The sequence below is a fragment of the Rhodopirellula sp. SH410 genome (assembly GCF_055811895.1).
This window is the reverse complement of record NZ_CM147949.1, coordinates 2,675,444-2,696,478: the sequence shown is the minus strand read 5'-3', so window position 1 is coordinate 2,696,478 and position 21,035 is coordinate 2,675,444. Positions and strand designations below refer to the sequence as shown.

General features: G+C 57.6%; 15 protein-coding genes. 3 read left to right on the top strand and 12 right to left on the bottom strand.

Annotated elements, in window-relative coordinates:
- On the top strand, nucleotides 1-1,563 hold the full coding sequence (locus tag SH410x_RS09935; RefSeq protein WP_473676348.1) for an SBBP repeat-containing protein: 1,563 nt from the start codon (nucleotides 1-3) through the stop codon (nucleotides 1,561-1,563).
- Nucleotides 1,564-1,602: 39 nt separating this feature from the next.
- Here SH410x_RS09935 and SH410x_RS09930 read toward each other — a convergent pair whose 3' ends face one another.
- From SH410x_RS09930 to SH410x_RS09885, 10 genes are all read right to left on the bottom strand, one after another.
- Nucleotides 1,603-1,899 carry an RNA 2'-phosphotransferase gene (locus tag SH410x_RS09930; protein WP_473676347.1) on the bottom strand — a complete coding sequence of 99 codons (297 nt, stop codon included), beginning with the start codon at nucleotides 1,897-1,899 and terminating at the stop codon, nucleotides 1,603-1,605.
- 89 nt (nucleotides 1,900-1,988) lie between these two features.
- Nucleotides 1,989-2,870: an SHOCT domain-containing protein gene (locus tag SH410x_RS09925; RefSeq protein WP_473676346.1), complete on the bottom strand. Its 882-nt coding sequence runs from the start codon at nucleotides 2,868-2,870 to the stop codon at nucleotides 1,989-1,991.
- A 173-nt stretch (nucleotides 2,871-3,043) separates the two neighbouring features.
- On the bottom strand, nucleotides 3,044-4,519 hold the full coding sequence (locus SH410x_RS09920) for a c-type cytochrome (protein ID WP_473676345.1): 1,476 nt from the start codon (nucleotides 4,517-4,519) through the stop codon (nucleotides 3,044-3,046).
- Between the two features lie 385 nt (nucleotides 4,520-4,904).
- On the bottom strand, nucleotides 4,905-6,521 hold the full coding sequence (locus SH410x_RS09915) for a transposase (RefSeq protein WP_473668332.1): 1,617 nt from the start codon (nucleotides 6,519-6,521) through the stop codon (nucleotides 4,905-4,907).
- A gap of 295 nt (nucleotides 6,522-6,816) precedes the next feature.
- Nucleotides 6,817-8,433 carry a transposase gene (locus tag SH410x_RS09910; protein WP_473676344.1) on the bottom strand — a complete coding sequence of 539 codons (1,617 nt, stop codon included), beginning with the start codon at nucleotides 8,431-8,433 and terminating at the stop codon, nucleotides 6,817-6,819.
- A gap of 188 nt (nucleotides 8,434-8,621) precedes the next feature.
- The gene (locus SH410x_RS09905; RefSeq protein ID WP_473676343.1) at nucleotides 8,622-9,518 is read right to left on the bottom strand and encodes a sugar phosphate isomerase/epimerase family protein; all 897 of its coding nucleotides are present in this window, start codon (nucleotides 9,516-9,518) and stop codon (nucleotides 8,622-8,624) included.
- A gap of 3 nt (nucleotides 9,519-9,521) precedes the next feature.
- Nucleotides 9,522-10,550, bottom strand: coding sequence for a zinc-binding dehydrogenase (locus SH410x_RS09900; RefSeq protein WP_473676342.1), 1,029 nt, complete (start codon nucleotides 10,548-10,550; stop codon nucleotides 9,522-9,524).
- Nucleotides 10,547-11,254: an orotidine 5'-phosphate decarboxylase / HUMPS family protein gene (locus tag SH410x_RS09895; RefSeq protein ID WP_473676341.1), complete on the bottom strand. Its 708-nt coding sequence runs from the start codon at nucleotides 11,252-11,254 to the stop codon at nucleotides 10,547-10,549. Before SH410x_RS09895 ends, SH410x_RS09900 begins: the two co-directional genes overlap by 4 nt.
- 157 nt (nucleotides 11,255-11,411) lie before the next feature.
- On the bottom strand, nucleotides 11,412-12,623 hold the full coding sequence (locus tag SH410x_RS09890; RefSeq protein ID WP_473676340.1) for a hypothetical protein: 1,212 nt from the start codon (nucleotides 12,621-12,623) through the stop codon (nucleotides 11,412-11,414).
- Nucleotides 12,624-13,018: 395 nt separating this feature from the next.
- The gene (locus tag SH410x_RS09885; protein ID WP_473676339.1) at nucleotides 13,019-15,727 is read right to left on the bottom strand and encodes a tetratricopeptide repeat protein; all 2,709 of its coding nucleotides are present in this window, start codon (nucleotides 15,725-15,727) and stop codon (nucleotides 13,019-13,021) included.
- 216 nt (nucleotides 15,728-15,943) lie between these two features.
- Here SH410x_RS09885 and SH410x_RS09880 point away from each other — a divergent pair, with 216 nt between their 5' ends.
- On the top strand, nucleotides 15,944-17,005 hold the full coding sequence (locus SH410x_RS09880) for a hypothetical protein (RefSeq protein ID WP_473676338.1): 1,062 nt from the start codon (nucleotides 15,944-15,946) through the stop codon (nucleotides 17,003-17,005).
- On the top strand, nucleotides 17,002-18,036 hold the full coding sequence (locus SH410x_RS09875; RefSeq protein ID WP_473676337.1) for a hypothetical protein: 1,035 nt from the start codon (nucleotides 17,002-17,004) through the stop codon (nucleotides 18,034-18,036). The genes SH410x_RS09880 and SH410x_RS09875 overlap by 4 nt, the downstream gene beginning before the upstream one ends.
- A 443-nt stretch (nucleotides 18,037-18,479) precedes the next feature.
- On the opposite strand, the gene SH410x_RS09870 is transcribed toward SH410x_RS09875, so the two are convergent.
- Together SH410x_RS09870 and argS are read right to left on the bottom strand one after the other, a co-directional pair.
- A complete protein-coding gene (locus tag SH410x_RS09870) occupies nucleotides 18,480-18,863 on the bottom strand; it encodes a hypothetical protein (protein WP_473676336.1) in 384 nt (127 codons plus the stop codon).
- 144 nt (nucleotides 18,864-19,007) lie between these two features.
- Nucleotides 19,008-21,023: an arginine--tRNA ligase gene (argS, locus tag SH410x_RS09865; protein ID WP_473676335.1), complete on the bottom strand. Its 2,016-nt coding sequence runs from the start codon at nucleotides 21,021-21,023 to the stop codon at nucleotides 19,008-19,010.
- Nucleotides 21,024-21,035 lie beyond the last annotated feature (12 nt).

Here is a 21,035-nt window from a genome sequence, read left to right as displayed (position 1 = left end):
ATGCAACGAATCGCTTTCTATACGTCGTGCTTCGCATTCACCTTTCTCGCGTTTTACGGACCCGACGCGGCGACGGCTGACAACTACGAACTTGCCTTTTCCACGTTTCTAGGCGGCTCGGACTGGGAACATGCCCGAGACGTGTTCGTCGATGACGACGGGAGCGTCTATATCGTAGGCGGAACCCAATCCCGTGATTTCCCGACAACTGACGGCGCATGTCAACGCCAACACAATCAATCGGGAAGCCAAATTGGCAGCGGCGGTTACTGCGATGCCTTTGTCAGTAAGTTTGATGCCAGCGGGCGACTGATCTGGTCAACGCTTCTGGGTGGCCCGAACTATGACCGCGCGTATGCGGTAGAAGTCGACTCGGCAGGCTACGTCTACATCAGTGGGCGTGCAGGGCCAGGCTTTCCTGTCACAGCCGGAGCGTTCCAGTCGGAATTTAAGGGGACCGACAACGGCATCTACGGACAGCAGAACGGATTTATAGCGAAACTACATCCCGATGGCTCGGCGATCGAGTGGGCTGCCTATGTTGGCGTCGGTCAACTGTGCCGCGACCTTTCCATTGATGCCGATGGTGATATCTACCTCGCGCTGCACTACACCGCGGAAGGCCCTCTACCGCCAGAGGCGTGGTTTTCCAACGCCTACCAACCGACCCCTGCGGGCGACGTAGAAATTGGCGCCATAAAAATCGCTGGCAACGGCAGTCGAGTCCTGTGGGCAACGTGGTTTGGAGGCTCGGGAAGCGAAACGCCCAACTGTGGCATTCGCATCGACGACCAAAAGAACGTCTACCTAAATTTCACGACACATTCCGACGACGTGCCGACGACCGACCAAGCCCATGACCGTTCATACAACGGCGAGGGGGACGCATTCATTGCCAAATTGAGCTCGGATGGTTCAAAGTTATTGTTTGGCACTTACTTCGGCGGCAGCGGAATCGAAGAAGGCAACAGTACCCACAACATGGGCGTTGACCAACATGGAAACGCCTATCTGTGCACACTGACCACCAGTAACGACCTGCCGGTCACCAAGGGCGTATTTCAGAGCAAGCTGGCGGGAGGTCACAACGATGTTGCCGTCGCGAAATTCTCGACCACGACGGGAGCGTTACTCGCCAGCACCTACGTTGGCGGCAGCGGAGAAGAGGAACCCGATGGCATCGGCATCAGTGAAACGGGCGACGTCTTCTTCGCGGGCAAAACATCTTCCGACGACTTCCCCATCACCGCCACAGCACTGCAATCGCAGCGATCGAATCAACACGACGCGACGGTGTCCGTCCTCTCTGCGGACTTCTCTCACTTGAAGTTCAGCAGTTACCTGGGTGGTGAAAGTTATGACTATGGTCGAGCATGTTTCTTCGACAAAAGCGGCAACCTCTATGTCACGGGTTCAACCAACGGACCGGGCTGGCCGCAGCAAAACGCCCATCAACCTCGCTTCGCCGGCGGCGGCGGTGGGAAGGAGCTGTGCTATGAAGGAGGTTGCTTCGCCGGTGACGTCATCCTGGCAAAACTAAAGAAGCTGTGCGACAAACGGTGACGGGGAAAAATCCAGGTCACATTCGAGAAATCGCCTTCGTCATCTCTGCCCCGCCCAGGGTGACCGTTTTCTTTGAGGCCTAGACGGCTGCGCCAGCCGCTCCACGACACGGATGCGACCCCCGTCGTCGCTGAGGGCAAACATGGGTGGATCGTGACCCGCCACGACTTGCTGAACCTGTTCAGCCGTAATCGTTTTACCGGATGCGTTGGCTTTCTGGATCAATTCGTCAAGCGCCACGTAGCCCTCACCGTCAAGCTGGAGGCCGATCGAGTGCGGTTCATGCCGCAAAATGAAGGTCAGGTACTTGCTGATTTTCGTGAGTCTTTTGTTCATGAGCGGCAGTCTAAGGCATCACCCGTATCGATTCACTAGGCCGAGTTTGGATTGCGGCAGATAAATCTGATTCATCGTCGATCCTGTGCCTACAGTCGAGATAGCAGTTCCGATTTTTTGGCCTGAAACTCTTCATCGCTCAGATACCCCTTGTCGTGCAGTCCGCCGAGTTTTTCCAGCGTTGCGAGAATGGCGTGTTGATCTGGCGAGGCAGCCGTGGATGTCCTGTCCCACTGCGCCGGCGAGTCTGGGTTTTGAGAGTGAGGTTCTGCCAGCGGCATCGCTTCGGGCTCGGCAATCGAGGGACTGGCGACAGGTTGTTGGACAGCTTCCACGCGGGCACCGTTTCGCATCACGACTGGCAAAGTGGACAAATTTACGGTGCCGAACTGGCTACTGAATGTAATCGAGCCCCCGATACCCTGCTGCTGTGAGAATCCACCGATCTGGTGATCCCCGGTGTCGTAGACCCAGATATCGCCGCCTGTGGAAACGGCCAATCGACGCGCGTTGGCAAAGTAGGCGTAACGGATATTGTTTTGGCTTCCCACCGCGTTGGGCGCCCCTAAATCCTGCGGCCACCAGTTTTGTTGCGGATCAGGCACGAACAGCGAATTCGATCCGCCCAGACTACCCGATGCTTGCGTCTGTTGGCTGGAGCCACCCTGAGATTGTGATTGAAAGGAACCGAACAGGGGCGTGGTTTGATGGTTGGCAAGCTCGTTGGAGATATCGCTACAGAGATTGTCAACGCGAGATTTCAATTGGTAATTGAACAAATCGCTGACCATGGTCATGCCGCCCCGCATCCACTGGCCCGCACCGCCGAATTCGGGATGGTTGAACTGAGCCATCGTGCCGTTGCCGTTTTGCACAGCGATCAACATGTGAGTGACGGCCTCAGGCGAAACCGCATGGCGTTGGGCCAGCGTTTGAACAAGCTGTTGGCCGGCGGGCGATAAATTGGACACGGGTTTTCTCTAGAAACGATGAATGACGCCAGACGCGAGCAAAAAACTCCGCCTGAACTGCCTATTGTCGCATGGTCAGGTTCCAAGAGGAACGGGTCCCTTTCGGCGATGTTCGGGCCAAGACACTGGATCATGCCGCGAGATTCCTTCCTCGCAGTACACTGAACTGACCGCTAGAGCGTTTTAAGATACTCCAGCACTGCCCGCTTTTCGGACTCGTTGAGTTGATCGGGGTAATCGTGGCCCGATGCCGACTTGCCAAATCGCCGCGTATCGAAGTAACTCCTGCGAATCGCCACATCCGGCGCCTCGAGGGGAACCCGGCCCACGGTCTCGATGGATAGGCCCACCTTGGTTTCGTCGATCGCATCGTTAACCCGTCGCCACACGGTCGGCCGCTGCGCGGGATGCAGAACATGCCAAAGCGTGGGGACACTGCCGTTGTGCAAGTACGGAGCACTCGCCCAGACACCATCGAGCGGCGGCGCCACATATCCAGCGGGAGCCGTTAGCGTGCGGCGTTCCTCGGCTTCGGGCGCCTCGGCAAACCAGCTCCGAGAGTAGTGTTCGCGGCCCGCCACCGTCAGCGCGCTATGTCGAACCGGATCGGTGCCAATTTCCTCGATAGCAACCATGTGATTCGGATACGCCGCGATTGATTCCGCGTCCGTGGCGTGACCATATATCCCATGACACTCGGCACAGTTGTTTTCAAACAGTTTCGCGCCCCGAGTCGCCAGAGATCGATCGACTGGCCCGGGATACTTCGGTGCCCGCAGTGACGACAGGTAGGCATAGACATCTCGAAATTCATGCTCATGGTCGGCAAAGAAGCTGGCTTTGTTTTCGGGCACGAGCATGAACTGCATCAAGCCGCGATGACCTTTCGGAGCAAACCCGTCAATGTAGATGTACGGTCGTCGATAGAAATGCCACCAAGGCGGTGCGTCCATGTCGTGATGTGTGAACGCGACCGGTGGTCGGTCCACCAGATTGAGCTGGTCGTCGCGATAGTTCATCAGCCCCATGCCGAACACCACTGCGTTGGTTGTGCCGTTGGTCGTTCCCAGCGGGATAACGAGTGACCCGAGTTCCATCCGCCCAAGTGTTTTGCCCAGCCGAAACTTGGTGCTGCGGACTTCCTCGGTCAAGGTTTGCAGCGCGTATCGATTATTGGGAGCCCCGGGAGTCGGTTGCCCATAAACCGTTCCCCCGTGACAGGAAAAGCAGTTCATTGTCCAGTCGCCATTTTCTTCAACGACATACTGCAGCGGTTTCCCCGGGCCGGCTGGATCGAGCGCTTCGCCGATGCCCTGATTAGGATCTCGGCCCGGGCGTGGCGTCAATCCATACCGTTCAAACGCCATCGCCCGTCGCTCGCCGAGGGACGCGTCCGCAGCCAGGTCACGGAGTGCTTTGGGCCAACTCTGCCACAGGTTGTCGAACACTTCCTGATCAAAATCGCTGGGCAGGTAAGCCTTGTTGACTAAGAATTCAAACCCTCGTGCCGCCGCCGACGACGAGGGGTCACTCGCCGCAGCGTCAGCGTCCCCCTGAGTACGGGGTGCCGGTTCTGCTGCGGGCAACCAAGACTCGCCAAACACGACAGCGATGAAGATGAGGAAAGCATATGAACGGAAGTATCGCACGGGTTGCCTTTTTTGAAATCGAGCACGGGCTTCATGTTCCAAAACACCATCGTCCTCTGATCTTCCCGCAACTTCCGTCGAAAATCGTCGCAGGCGGTCTGTTCCTGGAATCCAATTCGGCCATCACTCTTGAGCCGCACACTGTAAGGCGTCGGGGAACACGCGGCCCCCGGACGCTCAGGATACCAAGAACAATAAGTGACGGGTTTACCGTAGTGGATCTTGTTAAGACGGAACCGACATTAGGTGGCTTTGCTGCGGGCGACTTTTTTTGGTGGTGCAAAATTTTTTAGCTGGGGCCTCTCTGGAGGCCCTGGTTTGACTGTCGAGGAGTCGCAGGCTCTACATGAACCGTCGTCCTAGTCGCCTATTGCCCCTGTTTTTCCTAGTTAATGGCCAATTGGAGCGAATTCTTTCGCTGGCGGCGCATTGCCACCGCTCGAAGCAGATTCCAACCGGCCAGCTTCAGTAGGATCGAAAGCTTCACCGCATTGTGGCCGCGAACGCGGAGCCGACCCAAGCCCATCATTCGCTTGAGGCAACCGTTGGTCCCTTCGATACCCGACCGCCAACGGTACCTATCGCGGAACTCGTCGCTCTGCTCGTGGCGACGACGCGCGTCGGCTCGAACCGCACTGCCGGTAAATTGAATGCGGCCGGTCGGCTGCTCGGTGTCCCGATTGCGTTGAACGCGGCAGTGTGCAAGCAGCGGGCAGTGCTGGCACTTCTCGGGATCCATCTGTGCGAAAGTGTAGTCGCCTTTGGCGTTGTAGTTGGTCGACTCGGGAGCGTGACCAGCCGGGCAAGACTCCAGTTCACCGGCGCAGTTGAGCTTGAATTGGTCGTAGCCGATTTCATCAGCATCGTACTTCTTCGAGCCTGGCACCGGAGCGACCAATTCGACGCCTTCTTGCTTAGCCGACTCGACGTTGGCGTCGCCACCGTAAGCGGTATCAGCCAGCAGTTCGTCTGGCATGACATCCCGCTTTTTCAAGTCCTCCAACACCGGCGAGACCGCATCGGCGTCGTTGTCCGCAGCGGTTTCGACTTTGGCCGAAGTAATCAAGTTCGGCTCGCCGTCTTCGTTGAACGTCTCGGCGATTTGAACCTGGTATCCGGCTCCTTTGTGACCGCTGTAGGTCGCGTCGGGATCCGACGGATTGACGATCACATGGCCGCCGGTTTTCTTGCGAACTTCGACGAATTCTTCCCGAAGTTCGCACTGCTGGTTAAAGATCGTTTGCAGTTGTTTGAAGGAGTCCCAGTCGCAGATCGGTTTGGTTTCGGTTAATTCATTGAGGATTAAGCAGAGGTCTTCGGCGGCTTGCTGCAACGCAATTTTCCGCTGTTCGGTAGTGCGTGCGTCGCCAAAGATTCGGCTGTCGGATTGCTTGCGGTAGCGGGCCAAAAGCTCGTCGTCAAATCGGTCGATCAGCCTAGCCGAACCAGACTGAGCGTCGTGCTTTTCGACTTTCTTGAAGAACCGCCGCAGGGCCACGCCGATCATTTGGGCGCGTCCCAGGGTGGCCATGTCGCTGAGCACATGGGTGGAATCGAGACGCTGTTTTTTGACTTTGACTTCCATGCTTTGCAGCAGGGTGTCGGTAACGCCTGCGAAGATCTCCTCACTGATCTTCTCGTTGCTTTGCATTCGAGCGATGTAGCGTTCAATGGTTCGCTGAGTGACTTCGGTGCTTGGCTCCAAGTTCAGTGCGTACTGGATGTCGGTTCGGAACAGCAGTGCTTCGTGGGCCTGGGGGACAGTCCAACCTTGAAAGTCACGGATCCAGAGGAGCGCGATGATCGCGTGCAACTCAAAGGTTGGTCGTCCTTGATCGTCACTGAGATGCTCACCGACGAGGCCGATGGGCATCTGCTCCAAGAGCACGTCGCGAAGGAGGCCCTGCCATCCGTTGTCAATCATCTTTCGCCCCATGGGGCCGATGACGCCCTCGAACGGGTCGAAAAGTCTTTGCTGCGTAGGTAGTTCGATGGTTTTCACTGACTAACCGACCACTCGAAGAAAAAAGCTAAATCCAGACAGCAAAAGGTAACGCATCTCGCCCACGAAAGAAGCCGGTAGCATGAGACTTTTGTCGGGCGCGTCTGTTAAAGATCCTGTTCTGGATGGATCTTTAACAGACGCAACCGACATTAGGTAGCTTTGCTGCGGGCGACTTTTTTTGGTGGTGCAAAAGTTTTTAGCCGAGGCCTCTCTGGAGGCCCTGGTTTGACTGTCGAGGAGTCGCAGGCTCTACATGAACCGTCGTCCTAGTCGCCTATTGCCCCTGTTTCTCCTAGTTAGTGGCCAATTGGAGCGAATTCGTTCTCTGGCGGCGCATTGCCACCGCTCGAAGCAGATTCCAACCGGCCAGCTTCAGTAGGATCGAAAGCTTCACCGCATTGTGGCCGCGAACGCGGAGCCGACCCAAGCCCATCATTCGCTTGAGGCAACCGTTGGTCCCTTCGATACCCGACCGCCAACGGTACCTATCGCGGAACTCGTCGCTCTGCTCGTGGCGACGACGCGCGTCGGCTCGAACCGCACTGCCGGTAAATTGAATGCGGCCGGTCGGCTGCTCGGTGTCCCGATTGCGTTGAACGCGGCAGTGTGCAAGCAGCGGGCAGTGCTGGCACTTCTCGGGATCCATCTGTGCGAAAGTGTAGTCGCCTTTGGCGTTGTAGTTGGTCGACTCGGGAGCGTGACCAGCCGGGCAAGACTCCAGTTCACCGGCGCAGTTGAGCTTGAATTGGTCGTAGCCGATTTCATCAGCATCGTACTTCTTCGAGCCTGGCACCGGAGCGACCAATTCGACGCCTTCTTGCTTAGCCGACTCGACGTTGGCGTCGCCACCGTAAGCGGTATCAGCCAGCAGTTCGTCTGGCATGGCGTCCCGCTTTTTCAAGTCCTCCAACACCGGCGAGACCGCATCGGCGTCGTTGTCCGCAGCGGTTTCGACTTTGGCCGAAGTAATCAAGTTCGGCTCGCCGTCTTCGTTGAACGTCTCGGCGATTTGAACCTGGTATCCGGCTCCTTTGTGACCGCTGTAGGTCGCGTCGGGATCCGACGGATTGACGATCACATGGCCGCCGGTTTTCTTGCGAACTTCGACGAATTCTTCCCGAAGTTCGCACTGCTGGTTAAAGATCGTTTGCAGTTGTTTGAAGGAGTCCCAGTCGCAGATCGGCTTGGTTTCGGTTAATTCATTGAGGATTAAGCAGAGGTCTTCGGCGGCTTGCTGCAACGCAATTTTCCGCTGTTCGGTAGTGCGTGCGTCGCCAAAGATTCGGCTGTCGGATTGCTTGCGGTAGCGGGCCAAAAGCTCGTCGTCAAATCGGTCGATCAGCCTAGCCGAACCAGACTGAGCGTCGTGCTTTTCGACTTTCTTGAAGAACCGCCGCAGGGCCACGCCGATCATTTGGGCGCGTCCCAGGGTAGCCATGTCGCTGAGCACATGGGTGGAATCGAGACGCTGCTTTTTGACTTTGACTTCCATGCTTTGCAGCAGGGTGTCGGTAACGCCTGCGAAGATCTCCTCACTGATCTTCTCGTTGCTTTGCATTCGAGCGATGTAGCGTTCAATGGTTCGCTGAGTGACTTCGGTGCTTGGCTCCAAGTTCAGTGCGTACTGGATGTCGGTTCGGAACAGCAGTGCTTCGTGGGCCTGGGGGACAGTCCAACCTTGAAAGTCACGGATCCAAAGGAGCGCGATGATCGCGTGCAACTCAAAGGTTGGTCGTCCTTGATCGTCACTGAGATGCTCACCGACGAGGCCGATGGGCATCTGCTCCAAGAGCACGTCGCGAAGGAGGCCCTGCCATCCGTTGTCAATCATCTTTCGCCCCATGGGGCCGATGACGCCCTCGAACGGGTCGAAAAGTCTTTGCTGCGTAGGTAGTTCGATGGTTTTCACTGACTAACCGACCACTCGAAGAAAAAAGCTAAATCCATACAGCAAAAGGTAACGCATCTCGCCCACGAAAGAAGCCGGTAGCATGAGACTTTTGTCGGGCGCGTCTTAACAAGATCCACTACGCCAGTTATTGATCACGCGTTGCTCACGCGTCTCAATCTGTCGATAACGGTTTGGCAGGTGGTTCGTTAACCGGCGTTGGACGGCCAATGCAACGCAATTTTTTTCTTCAAAAACTCAACGCTTCGGCGCAACTGGTCAATCCCATCCACACCGTCTTCGATACTGATCCAGCTATCGAATCCTTTGCTCGCGAGTTCTTCAAAGATCGCGTCGTAATCATTGAGCCCCTTGCCGATCTCGCCGTGAGAGAGTCGCTTGGCATAGCCGACCGCCCCACCTTCCTCGGCTCGCAAATCCTCAATTGTTCCAGTCAACAAGTATCGATCGCTGGCGTGCATCGTGACCACCCGGTCGGAGACTCGTTTGAGCAACTCGATCGGGTCATCGCCCGCTAAAAACGCGTTGCTGGGGTCGTAGTTGACACCGAAGTTCGGATCATCAATCGCGTCGACGAGATCGCAAAACACGTCCATCGCTTGGGCGAACTCGGGGTATTCCCAGAAATCGTCCTTGTAGTGGTTCTCTAAGATGAGGGTCACACCGTGCTGTTTCGCGTATGGCAGACAGGCCTTGATGCTATCGGCAGCGAGCTTGACGCCCTCGTCGGTGGTGAGTTCCGGGCGGCGTTGCCCACTGAGGACACGGCAATAGCTGCCACCAAGAACGGCGGTCATCTCGATCCAATGTTTCTGCTTGGCAATCTCCGCATCGCGAAACGCCGCATCGGGATGCGTGAAATCCGGTGAGCAACAGAGCATGGGGATCACCATGCCAGCGTCTTCGGTTTGCTGGCGAAAGGAAACCCAATTCGCTTCGTCAGCGAGTTCGAGAAAGCCCGCGTAGAACTCCAAACCATCGATATCGAGCGTGGCAGCGAGTTCGATCCACTGGGCCACCGTCATCGACCCGTCTTTGCAGAGGGCTTGCATGTAGGCTTTGGGAAAGGCAGCGAGTTGGGGCATGGGTCAAACGGGTTTGAGGATGGATTTGACGACTTCGCCTCGATGCATTTTTTCAAAGGCATCGTGCCATTGGTCGATCGGCCAGACGCCGCCAATGATCGGGGCGACATTGAGCTGACCGCTTGTGAGCAGAGCGAGAACACGTTCCCAAATGGCCCAGTGATGACTGAAGCTGCCTTGCAGAGTCACATTTTTCTGCACCAGCGGATCGAGGCTGAATCCGAGTGGCTGACGTCCCCAGCCGACCTTACTGATCCATCCGGCGGGACGCACGACATCGATCGCGATCTGGAGCGTCGCGCTCACGCCGGCGGCGTCGATGACACCGTCACAGCCAAGTCCGTCGCGCTGCCGCGCCCAATCACTCGGGTCACCCACAACGACTTCGCAGCCGTAACTGTCTTGGGCAATCTGCAATCGCTGCCGATCCGCTTCCAATCCAACCAGGGCGACTTCGGCTCCACAGAGCCGAGCCATCGCCGCACACAGGATCCCGATGGTGCCCGGCCCCAACACCACGACCCGGTCGCCAGGCTCGATTCTCGCGTTGCGGACGACGGCATTGTAGGCCACGCAGCAGGGCTCGGTCAGGCAAGCGTGTTCGAAGGGCAGGGCAGTGGGGACCGCGTGCAGAATTCGTGATGGCACACGGACATATTTCGTCATCGCGCCGTCGACACCATATCCGAATCCTTTGCGAGTGGGGTCGAGGTTATACAGACCGCGGCGCGACATCGGATTGGATGAATCGATGATCGCGGCGGTCTCACTGACGACGCGATCGCCCTCTTTCCACCCCTCAACGTCTGCACCGAGTTCGACAATGTGGCCACCGAACTCGTGGCCGAGAACGACAGGATAGTTGACGGGCCACGAATGGTCCGCAGTCCATTGATGCAGATCGCTGCCACAGACACCGACATTGGCGACCTCGAGGAGGACATCGTCGCGGCCCGTCACGGGCCTTTCGATTTCGCGAATTTCGACACTGCCCTGCTCGGGCGCAAAGTTAACAACGGCCGCGGATTTCATATTTCGTCTCGGGTGGGGCAATCTTGGGCATGAACCGCATCGCAGATCATTCGCAGCGAACTCTCAAGATCGCCATCAGCTGTCCGGAATGCGTCGGCATCAATCGTCAGGGGAGCGCCCAAGACGACCAAGGGTGCACCATAGCTAGGGCACGCAATGGCTTGCTCGAGCGACAGGCCACCGACAGCCTGTACAGGTATCTTCACGGCGCCGACGACATCTCGCAACTGATCGAGTGGGCTGGGCATTGGAATCCCACGAGCGGCGATGCCACGTCGTTCATCGTATCCAATATGGTGGATGACAAAGTCACAGCCGAGGTCTTCCAACCATTTCGCCCCGGCGACCATGTCTTCGCAAACCATGTTGTCGCCCATGACCTGGCAACCGAAGTCAGCACCGGCTTTGACGACGCAGCGAATCGTTTCCTCGTGGGCGCGAGCCATCACGACGACGTGGGTCGCGCCGGCTTTCGCCATCATCTCAGCCTCGAGGTAGCCGCCATCCATGGTTTTCAAATCGGCGACAATGGGCGTATCGGGGAATGCCGCCCGGAGGGCACGAACGCCGTGCAAGCCCTCTGCGAGGATCAACGGGGTGCCCGCTTCCAACCAATCGACGCCCGCACGCATGGCAAGCTGCGCCGTTTCAATGGCTTCGTCGATATTGGTGAGGTCGAGTGAAATCTGGACGATCGGACGCATGATGTGTGGTCGGGGTGAAGGAGGGGTGCAATGCGTGGCTCGGAATCGATGCCCCGAGCGAGCCATTTCGACGACGGTGCGGTGAAGTGGCGGCGGTGTGGTGCGGTGCGGTGTGGAGGCGGTGACTGGAGGCCTCGGACGGGACGATGGCCGCGTCCTACTGTCGGCCGTGACCGGCGATCGATGCCCGGACTAATTCGTTGAGTTCGAAGGGGTTCGTATTTTCGTCCGCCGTCCGGGTTCGCAGATTCACCACGGTGCGGCGAGCGTCGCAATAGTCCAGCACCATGACCCGCAGGTGAGTGGGAAGTTTACTGATGATCGGGTCGGTGTATGGATCGGCATTGTTAAAGATCAATCGTTCGGGCCAGTCACTATGGAGATCAACGGACTCCACATCGAGTTTGGCCGCGACGTGGCGGATCATGGTGGAGAGTGATCGCGACGGCGACTCGGCGCGGACGTTCGCGGCCTCGCGTCGCAGCTCATTTTCGGCGTCGGTCATGGCCCGAACGGCCCGCCACGCGACAGGGTCACCTTCGGCATGGACGGCGACCACGAACCTCGCTTCACCGAGTGCTCGAATGCCACCGACGTCCTCACCGAGCAGAGGGATGTGCGAGATCACATTCGTCACGGAACTCTGCTTACTCGGACGGCCCATCGCGACGACAGAGACGTCGACGAGGCCGGTGCGAAAGCCGGCGGGCACATCAAAGGTAACCTTGAATTCTTTTTCGCCCTCGAGCACCTGGGTCGAGGTCCAACGAAGTTTGTAGTAAACGCCACGGCCACGCTCGATCGTGCCTGCCGCGGTGACCGCGTGCAGCGGTGCGACGCGATCATACTGCATGCCCTGAGATTGCTTCGTACCGGCATCGATGCCGGCATGGCCTCTCGCTAAACTGCCTTGAGTGACATCCGCCGCGACGCCAAAGGACTGCGACTGCTCGTCGGATGTCTTGACCTGGATGGGGCTCGCATACTCACTCGCCGTTTCCGTTCGCGGTGAGTAGTTGATGACGCTCCAAGACGTTTGCCGGGGCACGCAGCGAACCATCCAACGATCGATCTGCGGCATCGCACCGCCACTGACCAACGATGAAAGCCGCAGCGTGATCTCAACCGGTTCGCCGTCATGACTGGTCAACAGATCACCTGGCCGATGTTCGGAGATCGGCACCGCGACGGCGGTCGGCGGCAAGTCGAACGAAATCACGTGCCCCTCGTCGGCCGACGCTTCGCTCACGACTGAGGCGGGTATCGCGGCGGAGCCAAGGATTGCGATCGCTGCCGCCACAATCAGGTTGAGATGGCGAGTGCGAGCAAACTGAGTAAAACGATTTACGTTGTGAGTCGTTCTGTTCATGATTTGGTTCTCCGTTCCAATGCGACGTTTCCTGGAAGCTGGGTCGCGGTGAGGTTGATTTTCTCATGCGAATCACATGCCAGTTCGTCTGGCCAGCGACCGATCCGTCTTGGATACGGACTGCCACACCCACGACCACGCGGGACGGGTCGGGAGTGCTCAGGCAGTGAGATCATCATCCGTTGGAGACCGCATTTGGCAAGTAAATGAGCGGCCACCGCAAAGGAATGAACCCCAGGGGTCGACGGTCATAACGACCGCGTGAAACATCATAACCGACTCGTTCCCGAGCGTGTGATTCCGGCTGTGAAACTTCTAACGATTTTTCTGCCATGGAGCGGGAGCCGCCGACTGGTCAAATCGAGCGAGAAATTGTGGACATTTGGTACGTCGATTCACTCGGTGCGTTCTGGAAATGCAGAAAGGGGCATCTCGCTGGCGAGTTTTACAAAAAATTCATCATCACATGGAGTGGCGAATTGTCTGTCGGAATGAATGGCGACGGTCGCTCGATCGCCCGCCAGCTGGCGGGCGAACTCAGCAAGACGCTTCGAGCCGGAATGCGGGATCTCACAGGTCTCGTCTTCATCCATGGCTTGCGGCCATTGAAAAATATCGATCGCGATCCACGCGGAATGTTGGCCGATCAACTCATTGAGCTCCTCATCCGAACCGAGCTCTGCTGCGAGGCGTTCCGCATCGTGGAGATATGGGCCGTTTCCCGTCTGGATGAAATACCGGCAACGATGGGTCGCCACGATCACGCTATGGTCGCTGGCCTGAAACACATAGTCGTCCTCCTCGGCGGTCATTTGCCGGCGGTCGATCGCGTACAAGGGTTCGCCGATCTCGCGTGATGCCTCAATGACGCGGCTCGCGTCGACCGGGCATGCCTGGTTGAGCAGCAACACCACACGCCGGACTTGTGTGTAGGGTGAAAACGGCACCGGCGGCTCGTCACCGGATTGCTGCGATGAATCCGGCAACCAACCAGCGGGGACTTCGGGCGCTGCCGCAAACGATTCTGTCCCATACATGCCTTTCGCGGCGAGGCATCGTTGATATGCGGTATGGAATTGCCTCCGGTCACCCTTGGCGGCGTAGACCAAGGCACGAACAAAGTCTCGGGAATCCTCATCCGTGGCGTACGCAGCGAGGATGGCATCATCGTATCGTTTCAGGCCGATCAGGTAGCGCGCACGATAAATCTGTAGGGACGTTCGCTCAAAATCGACATCGTCCGTGAATTCCGCTTCCGAAAGAACACGGTCGACGCGATCGAGTCCGGATTGGAAATCTCCACGATCGAGCATCTCTCGAAGACTCGCCCACAGGAATCTCAGCGAGTCCGGTTCGTCAACGCGAAGTCGTTCAACGATCTCCTCCAGCGCGTCCCGGTCATCGAGGGCGTAGTCGAGTACATCGACGACCTCGCCTTTGGGTTCTAAATCTAGATAGGCATCGAGCGGTCGGTCCATCGATACGTAACAGTACACGCATTCCTCGAGCGCCTCGATTCGTTCGTCTGGATCGTCTGTCGCTGCCATCGCTCTGTTGAAACATTCTCGCGCGGCGTCGTATTCCTCCCGTCCCGCATAGGATCTGCCGACGAGCATCAACGCATCAAAATCACTCTCGTGTTCGTGCAGGTATGCTTCCAAAATCGCAACGATCACCTCACTGGGCGGGGCATCCCGAAGCGGTTCGCCCTGCCGGTCGGTGGGGTCCGCGAGAGCTTCGATCGCTTGGGCTTTGTCCGCGCAGATTGCGTAGGCTTCGTCGATCCGGTGGCACCGTCGTGCGACGTCGCACAACGCGTATTCGTACCACGTGCGGGCTTCGGCATCGGCATCCATGCTCGAGAGACTCTCCGCCAACGCGTCGAATGCGACGAGGTGATTGCCGCGGAGCTGCTCGAGCATCGCGTGATAGTAGTCGAGATACATCGCCTCTGGATCGATCGCCGTCGTCGATTCCATCAACGTTTGTAGGCCGGGGGCGTCGGAGGCATAGACAAAGGCCTCGCCGAGTTGCTCGAACGAGTCGATCGGATTGGGCAAGTTGCGATAGAAACCGACAAACTCCTCCTTCCGTGCTGCCGGCAACGCCAAGGCCAAGGCGCTGACGTTGTCGATCGATTCGGGTGTGTCGGCGAGCGCCGCTTTGTAGGCGTCGATGGCCTCGTCGGTTCGGTCGAGCTGTTCGAGGGCATAGCCCAGCGAGTAATACGCGTCGGCGTCAGCGCCGAAGCGATTCACGTAGGCGCGGAAGTGTTCGATGGCCACGTCGAACCTACCGAGTTCTGAGTAGGCTTCCCCGCGTAAATAATCCGCCAACACCGTGGATTCTCCAAAGGCATCGGCCTTCTCGAGGGATTCGATCGTTTTCTCCGGATCGATTGCCCCATGAATGATCGCCGACAGGGTCCAACGCAATGACTGCATGCTTTCGGGCATCGGGTACCCCAAAATCGCGTCGATATGATCCATCGCGGCATAGACATTCCCCTGGGCACACTCGGTCGCGCACCGCGTAATCTCCTGCATCGCGTGAACGAGCTCATGGGCGATGTTGCTCTGCATGGTGTCACGGAGTCCGAGCGCGGAGAGCTCGACCATGGAGACGCCAATCGATAGCTGACTGACGTCGCAGATCCGCCACTGGTCATCGATTTTCTTGAGCAGGTAGGACTCGCGAGCGGTTCCTAATTCCACTGACCAACTTCGAACGAATACATCGGCGACCGATTTGTCTTCCGAAAACTCGATCCGCACGATGCGATGCCGTGTCCATGACGCGTCAAGGAATTCAAACTGCTGCTTGATTTGGGCCCGCATGACAGTCGCCAACTGCGTCTGCAGTCCCGCCGGCAACGCGACCCCAGATTGGTCCACGATATCTCGTGTGAGTTCGTCAAAGTCGAACAGTTGGACTTGCTCGGCGGCCGATTCGGCACGCGTCGCGACTTCGAACTCCGCGAAGAACTGATGGATCTGCTGCTCCTCGACTGACAGCGCTGGCGGGGCGCCTGCGGCCTGAGGAATCTCTTGAGCAACCACGCTGCCCGTCGCGAAGAAAAGACAGAGAGAAAGAAAACGGAGCATGCGGCACTGTGAGGCATCTAGGAGAAAATAATCAAATAGACCATCCACCAATTGTAACCGCAATCAATCGATTCTTCAGGCCTCCCCGTGCTCGCTCCCGGGTACGACGCGGCGATCACGGCCAAGCGGCAAACCTTCTACAAACGACCTAACCCATCCCCTGGAGAGGGGACTGGCTAGGAGTGATCGGCATGACCGATACACCGATAAAAATCATTGCACTCGTCGCCGGACGTAACCGTGGTCACTCAACAGACTCAATCCATACGGATTTGCTTGCTATTTTTCGCGTTGGTCGTGGGGGCAACGGGATGCACGCCCAAGGTGATCGTTCGCAAAAATCCCGACGATTGTGATCGCGGCATTCGCTACTATCGCCCCAAGCCGTACCTGAAGATCGAACCGGCAGAGATCGCAGTCAGCAAAACAGAGTCGACCATCACCCCGGGACTGGTACGCATCTCACTGGTCTATCTACCCGACTTCAGTGAAGAGTATTCCATCAGCGTCCGCAGCGGATGTGGGATTGCCGACGTCGGCATCAAACTGGAGGACGGTTGGAATCTGACTGAAATCAGCCAGGAACTCGACAGCCAAACGGATGAGAACGTCGAAGCGGTCGGCAGTTTGCTCCGCGCTGCGAGCGGATTGGTCCCGACGTCCGCTGGCCAGCGCGCTGCCGAAAGTGTCGCGTTCACCGTGCCCGCACGCAACGTCCCGATCGGTTTCTACGAATCCGTCGTCGGGCGTGACCCCTGCGACGTCAAGCGACTCTACGGATTTCGGTACCTGGGATTCATGCCCTTTGCGGGTTGCCCGATTGAAATGAACGGTCACTCGCATGCTGCATGCCAAGATCCCGGTGCCTGTGGCCAGCACCCGGCCGGTTCACTCTATGGACTGACGTTTGCCAATGGAGAAATGGTGTTTCAGCCGCTCGACGTGATGGCAATCACACCGGCCGTCTCCGCACACGCGACCGATGACCACGATTCTCCAGAGGCGACCGCGTCGCCGCCCAGCGAGATTGAACCTCCGGCGGGCGAGTTTGATCCGATCGGAATCGAAACACGCCTGCGTGGGCATCTCGCCAGCTTGGGACAGAACGTCGAGGCCGTTCACGCCACGACAGTGGGAGATCACATCCATGTTCGCGTCGAAATACCGCTGGACGTCCCGGCGACACCGATCCGCGAAGCGATCACGGATTGGCTGACCGAGCGGTTCCCAAATCCTGAGGCCATGGTGGTGCAGATCGAACATCAAGGCGCAATGTGAACCAGGCTCCGTCACCCTTGTCACTGGATTGCCTGCGACGTCTCCAACAGACGTTGATGCGGCGAGTGGCCAGTCGCGACGCGGGAAATATCCGTGCCGTCGGGTTTTCACCAGCCCAGCCCGGCAGTCCCCGCGAAACGAGCATCCTCGCAAGATTTGATGTCGCGAGAAAACGGAAGCATGTTTCGCCGCTGAAGCGCATTGAGCCGATCGAGCCGGTGCGGCTGTTCGACCGGTCGACAGAAACGTACCGGCAACTCAACCTGCCCACCCAAATTCGACAAACCGGTGAAGTTGTCCCGACGGGAGTTGCCATCTCCACGGCGGATAGGCGAGCGACGACGTCGGTGGTGGTGCGTTGGACGTCCGTCGACCCCAAACCGCCACGTCCTGATGAACATCAGCCCGATGATCCGAGGTGGCGTTGGGGATTGCTGACGGTTTCGCACTTGTTCGCCGGACATGGCGATCGCGCCAGCCGAACGCGAGCGGCGGTACACCGCGTGGCAGCGTGCGGAGATGGGCCTGATGCGATCCGGTCTCGCGTCGCCGCACGCGGTCGCATCCCGGGCGGCCCCGATATCGCCCTCGTGGAAACGGGTTGGGATCGCCTCTGGTTGAGTGGATTCATTCCGGAGATTGGACTCCCACCGCTCGCGATCGTGGCCGCCGAGAATCTTAGCGACTGGTCCGGACGGGGAGCCGCAGGCAACTTTGTCGGTGACGCCACCGTTGTCCCCTGGGAGTGGCAAGCATTCTATCCCACGCTCGCAATCCCAACGCTGGGACGACTACAGCACATCGTCGCCTACCAACCAGCCTCAGGCGAACCAACCAGCAGCTCGCCATTTGGTCCCGGCAATAGCGGCGGCGTGTTGGTGGCAGGTGGCCTCATACTCGGTGTGCAGGTCGCGGCGATGCGTCCCAGGTTCGACGTCGCCTATGCACAAACGCTCGACGTCAGCCTCGCATGGTTGAAAACGAGACTGCATGCGACGTTGCTCGAGTGTGTGAATGTCGTGACGATTTAGGATCGAGCGGTCTTTGGGTGTCGTCTCTCGCTCTGCCAAAGTTCTCTCGCTCTGCCAAAGTAGCGTCCCTGGCGACTTCCGCGGAGCGAAAGGCGACTCTTACTTCCCGCTCGATCCTTAACCTCCAACGTCGGGACACCTCGGCCCTGTGGAAGGACCGATCGTCTTTCGATCCCAAATGGATCGCGACAGTCAGCTGGTGAACATGCCCGGCGGTGCTCGCGTCGCTCGACCGCCGACTAATCACAGAAACGCACTGGGCGTTGTAGGGAAATGGGGCAAACCTTAGAGGCCTTGCCCGTGACTAAATACTACCGTGCCTCTGTCACACTCAGTGACAGCGAGGCAAGAAAACGCGTCGAATCAAATGTAGCTCGTGTCGCCAGACGGTGAAATCCACGTTCTGGCGAACGTAGCTACTCTTGATATCCATTCGCGCTCACTCAGTCCATCAACTGTTCGAGAACGGTGATGGCGTTGCGTGCGTTTTCGGCACCACCCATTTCTTCGACCAACTTTTTGGCGCTGATCAAAGAATCCAGCGAAACTTCGCCGCTCTTAGCGCTTGCCTTGGACGCTGCTGGGCGACCGACTTTCTTCGCTGGCACGGATGCTTTGGCAGAAGCGCCAGCTGGGCGGCCGCGGCGACCGGTCTTTTTCGACTTCTTGGAATTCGATTTGACGGTACTGACGAATTGAGCATTGACCTCAATGCCTTGTGCCTTCATTGCCTCGGCGACCTCGAGCGGCTTGGCAGTTGGGTTTTCAGCACAGTAGTCACGGATCGCTTGCGACTTGTTGACGCCGGTTGATTTCTTCTTGGCCATGATGTCTTTCTATCGTTCGTGTGCGAGGTGGTATTACGCCAGCAATCATGCGTGGTAGTACCGAACCTCAAGTATGGGAAACACTGTAGATAAAATAGGCAAAGGATAGGTTTTGTCAATTACCTAAAAGGCGAGTCTTTAACATCACATCCGTTCGCTGACACCAATTCCAAGTAATTGCAAACCTTGTTTGATGACCCGTCCGGTCAAAACCACCAGCGTCAATCGCGTTCTCAAGACAACCGGGTCGGTATTTCCCAAGACACGACAGGCATCGTTAAACGTGCTGTAGATTTTGGCCGTTTCATACAAGTAATCGCATAGCTGGTTGGGTGCATAGCCGGAAATGGCACTCTCGAGTGCTTCCTCAAATCGCAGCAAGGCGATTGCCAACGCCCGCTCGGCCGGATCACTGAGTTGCACTTGATCCGCGACTGTATTTTCGACCAACCACGATTCGATATCGTCGATCTTCTGTTCCGCTGCGACACGTCGCAAAATACTTTGGGTACGCGAGTAGGAATACTGCATGTAGGTCGCAGTATTGCCCTCCAGGGCGACCATTTTGTCGACATCGAAGCGATAATCGGTTGCCCGATGGTGCGAGAGGTCAGCATATTTGATCGCACCAATCCCCACCGTTTCGGCGATCCGATTCTGCTCCTCTTCCAACATGGGTGGATTCATGGTCGCAAGTCGGTCGGGATTGCAGGCGACTTCTTTTGCTCGCGAGACGGCATCATTGAGCAGTCCTTCGAGACCAATCAACGACCCACTGCGGGTCTTCATGGGCCGGCCATCGGTGCCCAATACCGTTCCAAATTGAACATGCACGAGTTCAATATTTTTCATTCCCAACGGCTCGGCCATGGCAAAGAATTTCTCGAAATGCTCGCTTTGGCGAGAGTCGACCACATAGAGAATTCGGTCCGGTGCAAAGACTTCTTGCCGGTACTGCAACGTGGCGAGGTCCGTGGTCGCATACAGGTAGGCTCCATCGCGTTTTTGGATAATCATCGGGCTTTCAAAGCCGTCCAAAAACACACAAATCGCGCCGTCGCTCTGTGTGGTGAGCCCCAGTTTGTCGAGGGTGGCGACCACGTTGGGCAGCCGATCGTGATAAAAACTCTCACCAAGGGTGTGGTCGAATGTAACCCCTAGGCGGTCATAGACGCGGTTAATCTCATCTTTGCAGTGTGGCAGAAACCTCTCCCACAAGGCTCGGTTTTCGGCGTCACCCTCGTGTAACTTCGCCGTCTCGCGAAGCACGGCCGCGGGCACATCGGCGTGTTCCCTAGCGATCAAGGCTAGTTTCGGGTCTTCGTCGACGGCGTTCACCTTCGCCTGAACCGCTTTGATTTCCGCAGCGACGGAGTCGACTCGCCGGGCAGCGGCTTGGGCCGATTTCGCTGCCTTCTTGGCTTCCTTGGGAGTGGTTTGGGCGTCGCCGGCCAGGGCATCCGACGCAGCCGCCTCGGTTGCCGCATGGGCCTGAGCGTCGCTGAGTTTGGTCGCCAGACCCACGAGCGAGTTTTTGGCTTTGTGGTATTCGATCAACTGATTCGTTAAGCGATACAAGTTCGCCAGTTCTGGAACCGGATTGGCCGCCACCACATCCGCATCACCAAAATGTTTGTATCCATAAATGATGATGCCAAATTGGGTGCCCCAGTCGCCGAGATGATTGTCGGTGATCACATCGTGCCCGACAAACCGGAACATTTCCGCCAGCGCAGCGCCGATCACGGTGCTGCGAATATGCCCGACGTGCATGGGTTTTGCCACGTTCGGACTGGAGTAATCAATCAGGATTTTTTCGCGATTCGCGGTCAGATCAACGCCTGCACGCTCGTGATGAAGCATCCCAAAGAGCGTGTGCGAGAGAAAATCATCACGGATGCGGAGGTTAATGAAACCGGGGCCCGCGATTTCAGGTGTTTCGCAGAACGAGCTCAGGTCGAGTCGATCGACAAGCAACGCCGCGACTTCGCGCGGCGGTTTCCCCACTTGCTTGCCCAGCGACATGCAAGCGTTGGATTGATAGTCGCCAAATTTGGGATCCGCGGCGACGCGGATCATGGCCGCGTAGGACGCTGGGACATCCGTAAGGGTGGCTAATGCGGTTTCGAAGCGCGCACGAAGCAATGCAGACAAATTCATAGGTAATCCGTT